The 7,418-nt window shown below is 61.7% G+C and carries 7 protein-coding genes and 1 pseudogene; 4 read left to right on the forward strand and 4 right to left on the reverse strand.

Translation table 11 applies throughout. The features are described 5' to 3' along the window. From A5652_RS23065 to A5652_RS23075, 3 genes are all read left to right on the forward strand, one after another. The coding region (locus A5652_RS23065; RefSeq protein ID WP_156745499.1) for a spirocyclase AveC family protein at positions 1-341 on the forward strand (341 nt) is incomplete at its 5' end. Beyond that, the gene (locus A5652_RS23070) at positions 334-1,215 is read left to right on the forward strand and encodes an SDR family oxidoreductase (RefSeq protein WP_067357355.1); all 882 of its coding nucleotides are present in this window, start codon (positions 334-336) and stop codon (positions 1,213-1,215) included. The genes A5652_RS23065 and A5652_RS23070, both read left to right, overlap by 8 nt. A gap of 36 nt (positions 1,216-1,251) precedes the next feature. Further along, on the forward strand, positions 1,252-2,463 hold the full coding sequence (locus A5652_RS23075; protein ID WP_067357358.1) for a cytochrome P450: 1,212 nt from the start codon (positions 1,252-1,254) through the stop codon (positions 2,461-2,463). Positions 2,464-2,627: 164 nt separating this feature from the next. On the opposite strand, the gene A5652_RS23080 is transcribed toward A5652_RS23075, so the two are convergent. After that, on the reverse strand, positions 2,628-3,296 hold the full coding sequence (locus tag A5652_RS23080) for a TetR family transcriptional regulator (RefSeq protein ID WP_067357362.1): 669 nt from the start codon (positions 3,294-3,296) through the stop codon (positions 2,628-2,630). After that, complete coding sequence (locus A5652_RS23085) at positions 3,290-4,804, reverse strand: FAD-dependent monooxygenase (RefSeq protein ID WP_067357369.1); 1,515 nt, start codon at positions 4,802-4,804, stop codon at positions 3,290-3,292. Before A5652_RS23085 ends, A5652_RS23080 begins: the two co-directional genes overlap by 7 nt. A 209-nt stretch (positions 4,805-5,013) precedes the next feature. Here A5652_RS23085 and A5652_RS28795 point away from each other — a divergent pair. Then, positions 5,014-5,169 (forward strand): annotated as a pseudogene (locus A5652_RS28795) (DUF5135 domain-containing protein); the annotation flags it as partial. Positions 5,170-5,191: 22 nt separating this feature from the next. On the opposite strand, the gene A5652_RS23090 reads toward A5652_RS28795, so the two are convergent. After that, positions 5,192-6,454, reverse strand: a complete 1,263-nt coding sequence (locus A5652_RS23090; RefSeq protein ID WP_067357366.1) for a cytochrome P450 — start codon at positions 6,452-6,454, stop codon at positions 5,192-5,194. 46 nt (positions 6,455-6,500) lie between these two features. Then, positions 6,501-7,418, reverse strand: a 918-nt coding sequence (locus A5652_RS23095) for an aldehyde dehydrogenase family protein (RefSeq protein ID WP_156745500.1), incomplete at its 5' end; no start/stop codon positions are given.

Here is a 7,418-nt window from a genome sequence, read left to right on the forward strand (position 1 = left end):
CGGTGTCCGAGAAGTTAGCCCAGCGCGCCCGCATCTTCCCCAGCCGGCCGGCTCTCGGTTCATTCATGGTGATGCTGGTCATCGTGAACGTCTTCTACCTGTTCTACGGAGGCGCTTTCGCTCTGATGAAGTGGTCGCGTGCCACGACGTCCGTCGCGTGCCCCTGGCCGTTCCCAGACGCGAAAGTGTATGACCCACAGGGCTTTTACGAAGCGAACGGCCAAAAGGGACCCTACTCGTCTGGCATCTGGTCGACATACATGATGTTGCAGCCCCAAGGACGTCCGACGGTTACGCTCGGGTCCAAGAGTGACCGCTGCGCGGAGCACAACAATGGGTGAGCCCCGCACGGCCGTTATCACAGGGGCTTCCCGCGGACTCGGGCTTGCGTCTTCCGCTCACCTATACAAGCTCGGATGGCGCGTGGTTGGAGCAATGCGGAGCCCGGACGTCGGCCTTGAACGGCTCCGTGAGGCAACTGGGGCACCGCCGGACGACCCTCGGCTGATCGGCGTTCAACTCGACCTCACCGATAGGGCATCGATCGATTCGGCCGCAAAGAGCATCGCAACCGCGGTCGGCGCGCCGCACGCCGTTGTACACAACGCGGGAATCATGGCAGCTGGCTGTGTCGAAGAGATGGACGTTGACGTCTGGCAAGATCTCTTCAATACCAACCTGTTCGGGCCGGTAGCACTCACCAAGGCACTGCTGCCGCCTATGCGCGCTGCCGGTCGCGGTCGGATCGTGGTGATTTCCAGCGAGGGCGGTGTGCGCGGAATGCCGACGATCGCCGCGTATTCCGCCGTCAAAGGTGCATCCGAGCGATGGGCGGAGGCCATGGCCGGCGAGGTCGCGCCGTTCGGTCTCGGCGTAACCATACTCGTGGCGGGGACGTTCGACACCGACATTCTCACCGATGCGGGAGTGCAGGACTACCGCGGCTTGGACGGACCCTACGGCCCAATCAACACCAATATCGACCGACGAGGCCGACTTGCTATCCGAATCGCAGCAACGCCAGAGCGGTTCGCTCGTGGGCTGGCCAAAGCCCTCGACGACACCGCGCCCCTCACCCGTCACGCCGTTGGCCCCGACGCACACATGCTGCTGATCAGCAATCGGTTCCTCCCGAATCGGCTCATTCAGCAAGTCACACGAGTCGCGATGGGAATCCCGCGTTTCGGTTCTCTGCGAAACGATTCAGTCGCCTAACCCACTGACTGTCAGCAAGATTAAGGAGTTTGCACGATGCAGCTGTTCGACGACCTGGAAGATTTCGGATCCTTCGACGATGCGGTCGCTGGGGACGTACGCGATCCCTACACTGAGTTGTCTCGCATCCGGAAATCCGAACCGGTGCAACGGTTGGACTTCTCCGTGATGCCGGGCGAGGAGGGCAAACCGGTCTTCATGGTGTACCGCCACGAGGACATTCAAGAGATGCTGCGCGACAACGAGACCTACTCGTCGGCCATCATCAAGGACTTCTTCGGTATCGGCAAACACGTAATGGTCGGAATGGACGAACCCGAACACGGCAGGCACCGGGCTCTGGTTTCCAAAGCCTTCTCACCAAAGGCGCTGGCACACTGGGAATCCGACTTGGCGGCGCGGGTGGGTACCACTTTGATCGATAGCTTCGCCGGCAATGGCAGCGCAGATTTGGTGAACGAGTTCACGTTTCCCTACCCGGCCCAGATCATCGCCGGACTGCTGGGGTTGCCCGAAAAAGACTATGCGCAGTTTCAACGATGGTCGATATCGCAGCTGGCCTTCGGTATCAACCCTCAGCGCGCCGCGGAGGCGACCGACGAACTCGGCAAGTACCTCGTGCCGATTCTCGCCGATCGCCGACAACACCCTCGCGACGACTTGACCAGTCGGCTCGCCGAAGCCGAGATCGACGGCGAGAGGCTGTCCGACGAAGAGATCTACTGCTTCTTACATTTATTGATGCCGGCCGGAGTCGAGACCACGTACCGGTCCCTGGGCAATCTGCTATTTGGCTTGCTGTCGAACCCCGATCAACTCGACACGGTGCGTGCTGACAGATCGCTTCTGCCACAAGCAATCGAAGAGGCAGTGCGCTGGGAGGCTCCACTCCTATCAATCACCCGGGTCACCACACGCGATACGGAACTGGGCGGCGTGCAGATCCCTGCCGGCTGCTCAGTGATGCCGATGCTCGGCGCCGCCAACCGCGACGAAACCCGCTACGACAATCCCGATCGTTTCGACATCTTCCGCCAGCCGCGGACGCCGATCTCATGGGGCTACGGCGCACACGTCTGCCTGGGAATGCACTTGGCCCGCATGGAAATGCGGGTCGCGGTGAACCTGTTGCTCGATCGGCTCGACAACCTCCGTCTCGACCCTGACGCCGATGATCCCCACATCCGCGGGCAAGTATTCCGATCGCCTACTTCTCTGCCTGTTCTCTTCGACGTTGCCAGCAAGTAGGTTGGCCAGTTTGTCCCGAAAACTCGATCCGCGACCGGCGATTACTCGAGCGAGAGTGCTCGATATGGCGGTTTCGCTGTTCAATTCGGGCGGTGCGGGCGAGCAACGGTAGGTCATAAGTACGCGATGCACCATCGCTATTTCGAACGCGGCAGTTGAGATCATCACATACTCCTCCGTCGAGGCTCGGCAGCGCGCGCAGATCTCGGGGAACGAATTGTGTGGCGGGACAAAGAATCCGGAGGTCGAGACGCCGTGGCAGTTTCGGCGGCGCTGAACGCCGCTTCAACGATCGCAACGAGATCCCCGTCGTTTGTTTGTGCCCAGGCTTCCAATGCAGCTACGAACACGGCAACGGCGACCCTCGCGTGGACGGCAAGCACAAAATCTCCTTGGGTGTGACCGTTGCGTCGCGCGAGGGAACGTGCGAATAGATCGCGAGTCTCGTCCATTGCGATCAACTGGAGGGCTCGCAGCTGGGGTGTGCTCATCATGAGGCGAACACGCGTGAGAATCCTTTGGCGGTCCGTCGGTAGGATCGCCGCCATACTGGTGGACAACGCGGCGCCTACTGCCGCCAGTGGTGACTCGTGCGGTGGTCGGGCGACTATGAGTTCCTCGATCATCGGGTCGTACTCACGTGTCTGGACGACGTTTTCCTTACGGGGGAAATAGCGGAAGAACGTCATATGCGATACGCCCGCGGCCGCGGCGATGTCTTCGACTGTTGTGTTGTCGTATCCATTTTCGGCGAACAGGCGTAGCGCGTGTTCCTGGATCGACCTGCGGGTGGCCGCTTTCTTACGGCTGCGCCAGTCGTCGTTCGTCACCATGCCGACACCGCGTTCACGGCACTCGAACGTCCTAAAGCGGTATCGAGCCATTCCTCGAGCAGGCGGGGGTCGCGCCCGCGCCAGGCGAGATGGCCATCTGGCCGCACCAGAAGGGCATCGTCATCGCCGGGTAGGACCGTAACGTCACCGAGTCGAGCTTGCGCGACCGCACCCAGCGCATCTTCACCCAGTAAGGCCCAGCCGGGCCCAAGTACGGTGAACAGCCGCACCACATCCCCGTCCTTACAGGTAATTTCGGCGTCGGGCACCCTGTCACCCGGGCGAAGCCCTGGTGCGCGCATACCGAATGCGCGCAATCGATGCGTGCTACCTAGCGGGCCCCTGCGATAGGTCACCGACAACTGCGAGGCCTTGTCCGCGATACGCCGCTGCACCGATCGCACGCTAAGTATCGGCATCATGGCGTGATCACGAATCAGCCGCGACTTGAACCCGGTGCCGGCCAAGATGTCCGTGACGTCGGCAGTGTTGGACAGCACTTCAGCAGCGATCGGACGCCGCTCGGCGTCGTAACTATCGAGCAAGTCTTCGTGTGCGCGTCCGCTCACGACGAGTGTGAGTTTCCATGCGAGGTTCTCGGCGTCACCGATTCCGGTGTTCAATCCCTGAGCGCCCACGGGACTGTGGACGTGGGCGGCGTCCCCGACCAGCAGCAGTCTGCCGCTCCGGTAGCTGTCGGCCAGCCGGCGGTGTATACGAAACGACGATGCCCATACAACCGATCGGACGACACCGCCCGCGTGCTGCGCCAATCCAGCCTCGAGCTCAGCGAGGATGTCCTCCGGCGCTAGATGGGCGCGATCCGCTCCCGTCGCCGGAGCCATCAGCCGCCACACGTTGTCGCCCGGCAGAGGAAAGGCCCCCAGCAGACCCGTCGGACCGGCGAAGAACACCACAGCGTCTCGTGGGCTGTCGAGGTCGGCACAAACATCGGCGATGAGGAGCCGTTCGACCCGCGGCACACCGGGGAAATCGATGCTTGCGGCTTTGCGCACCACGCTGTGCGCGCCATCGGCGCCTATCACCCAATCGGTGCGTATGACCCTCCCATCGGCGAGTCGCACCGAGGCGCGCTCACCGGTGTCCTCGACACTCACGACACGCTGGTTCCACTCCACGGCTCCACCAATAGTGCTGAGGCGGTTTCGCAGCGACGCTTCGATGTCGGCCTGCGAGATGATCAACGGATTGGCGGGCCCTGACCGATTGGCGTTGACCCACGACAGCTCCGCCGAGTGCTGACCGCTGATACGAAATATCGAGCGCGACAACGGCACAGCGCTCTCCCGCAGGTCTCCGATGACACCGATTCTGTCGAGCACCTCGATACCGCGCGGCTGCAGACCCAACGCTCGTGACGTGGTGGTTGGACCTGGTGCGGCATCGAGCGTCCGAACGTCGACGCCGGCCGCGCGGAGCGCCGATGACGCCACCAAACCACTGGGACCCGCCCCGACCACGACGACACCCGCAGAACCCGATTCCATCAACATGTTATGACACTAACATGTTAGTAGACTAACCACAACAGGTGTCCGCGGAAATGCCACTACCGCGCTGATTCCTATGGATTGGCCTAGCACAACCAGGTCCGACGATTCGATGAACTGAAAGACTCCTGTCAGTCAATCCCCGATCCGCTACGCTTTACTCCACATCATCACTCACGACTCTCATTAGTTGCGGACCAAGTGCCGGGGTCCAGCCACTATCCATCGCCGCTGTCATCATCATCGGAAACCTGGTCTACGGAGCCGTTTTCGCGCCTCATCTGATTACAAAGCTGGGCGGCTGGGTTACGTCGGGACTGACGAAGCAGCTGGTCCCCGACGTGCCCAACCAACCCCGTTAACGCAGCGATCATCCGGCTTGCATCAGGCAGGCTTGAATTGAATATGGAGCTCGCGCAGTCCGCGCAGGATGAAGGTTGGCTCATACGCGTAGGACCGGGCATCGGGTGGGCCGTGGTGCGCTTCGGAGATGCGCAGGTCGGTCATTCGGTTCAAGATGCGGTTCAGCGAGATCCGCGCCTCGGCGCGGGCCAGCGGCGCTCCCGGGCATGAATGGTTGCCGCGGATGAATGCGAGGTGCTCGCGCACGTTGCGGCGGTCGGGATGAAAAGCGTCGGGTTCGTCGAACTTGCGAGCATCGCGGTTGCAGGCCCCTGGAAGCAGCATCACGATCGTGCCGGCCGGGACCGGGACGTCCCCAATAGAGGTCGATGTTCTGGCCATCCGGAAGTGTGCCTTGACGGGACTTTCCAGTCGCAGCGTCTCTTCCAGGAAGCCTGGGATGAGGCCGCGGTCCTCACGCAGTGTGGTTTCGAGGCCCGGGTTTTCAGCGATGATGCGAACCGCGGTGCTGACCAGTTTTGTAGTCGTCTCCGTTCCCGCGGCGAACAGAAATGTCGAGAGGTTCATCACGTCTTCGATCTCAGGCGTCGATCCGTCGGGGTACTTGGCCTGCGCCAGCTCGGTGAGCACATCGGCGCGGGGAGCGCGCCGACGTTCCTCGATGTAGGCATGGAACTTTTGGGCGAGGAATTCCAGCGGATTGACCAACTTGACTGACTCGTCGCCCATGGCCCCGGCGAGTGATCTGTCGAACGTTGCCCGGAACTCATCGTGGTCGTCGGTGGGGACGCCGAGCAAGTCGGCGATCACCAACAACGCGAACGGTTTGGCGTAATCATCCAGGAACTCACACTCGCCGCGGTCGATGAACGTATCGAGCTGCTGATCGGCCAGCCTCCACATGAAATCCTCGTTCTCGCGCAACCTCTTTGGCGTGAGGAGTTTGCTGAGAAGTCCGCGGGTGCGCGTATGCTCGGGCGGGTCTTGGGTAGCGATGTGTTCTGCCATGGGCAGCCGATCACGGTGTTGCTCGATCAGCTCGGAGACATCATCAGCGCCCGGGCCAAATGGCAGACCGGAAAAGGGCCCCGCCAACGAGACACAGGACGAGAAGGCCTGGTTCTTGTAGACCTCGAGCGCCTCCTCGTAGCCGGTGACAGCGAGGACGCCGAATGGCGTTGCGGCCGCGACGGGGCACTTGGAACGTAAGTAGTCAAAGTATGGATATGGATCGGGCACAAGGGATTCGTCGGTGAAGAAGTCCACCGTTTCGAAGTCGGTCACGAATCACTCCTCGCGTAATTCATCGAACGATTGCATTTTGCAGTCCTTACCCGGCGGGGTAGCCCATCGTCTTAACCTCGGTGTACTGATCGAAGCCGCACACACCGTTCTGACGGCCCACACCGGAAGCCTTGTATCCGCCGAACGGTGAGTCGGCGCCATAAGCCGCCGTGCCATTGATTCCCATGAACCCCGCCCGGATTCGGCGCGCTACGGCCATCGAGTGCTCCACCGAACCGGACATGACGTTGCCGGCCAACCCGTACACACTGTCATTGGCGATGCGGATTGCGTCCTCTTCGTCTTCGAACGGGATGACCGCGAGGACGGGCCCAAAGATCTCCTCTTGGGCAATCGTCATCGAGTTGTCGACATCGGTGAAAAGTGTTGGCGTGACGAAATATCCTTTGTCGAAACCGGTCGGCGCGTTGGGGCCACCGACGAGGCAGGTGGCGCCCTCGTCAATACCCTTCTGGATGTAGCCGCGCACGCGTTGTCGTTGTTTATCCGAAATCACGGGCCCGCATAAGGTTGCTGGGTCTTGCGGGTCCCCCGGCATCACCGCGTCGTACATTGCCTTGAGCATCGCGACGCCCTCGTCGTACTTGGATCGCGGAAGCAACAACCGCGTCGGGTTCGCGCAGCCCTGTCCGGCGTGCATGCAAGGCGCGATGCCGATCGCACATGCCATCCCCAGGTCGGCGTCCTCGAGCACGATCGTCGCTGACTTGCCGCCGAGCTCCAGGAAGAGCCGCTTCATGGTGGCTGCGCCCTTCTCCATGATTCGCTTGCCGACGACGGTTGACCCGGTAAACGAGATCAGGTCAACCTTCGGCGAAAGGGTGAGCTCTTCGCCGACGAAGTGATCTGAGGCAGTGACGACATTGACGACGCCCGGCGGTATGTCCGTCTGTTCAGCGATCAGCCGACCGATGCGGGTCGCGTTGTAGGGCGTGTTCGGCGC

Source organism: Mycobacterium sp. 1165178.9, from assembly GCF_001673555.1.
In the GTDB taxonomy this organism is placed as follows: Bacteria; Actinomycetota; Actinomycetes; order Mycobacteriales; family Mycobacteriaceae; genus Mycobacterium.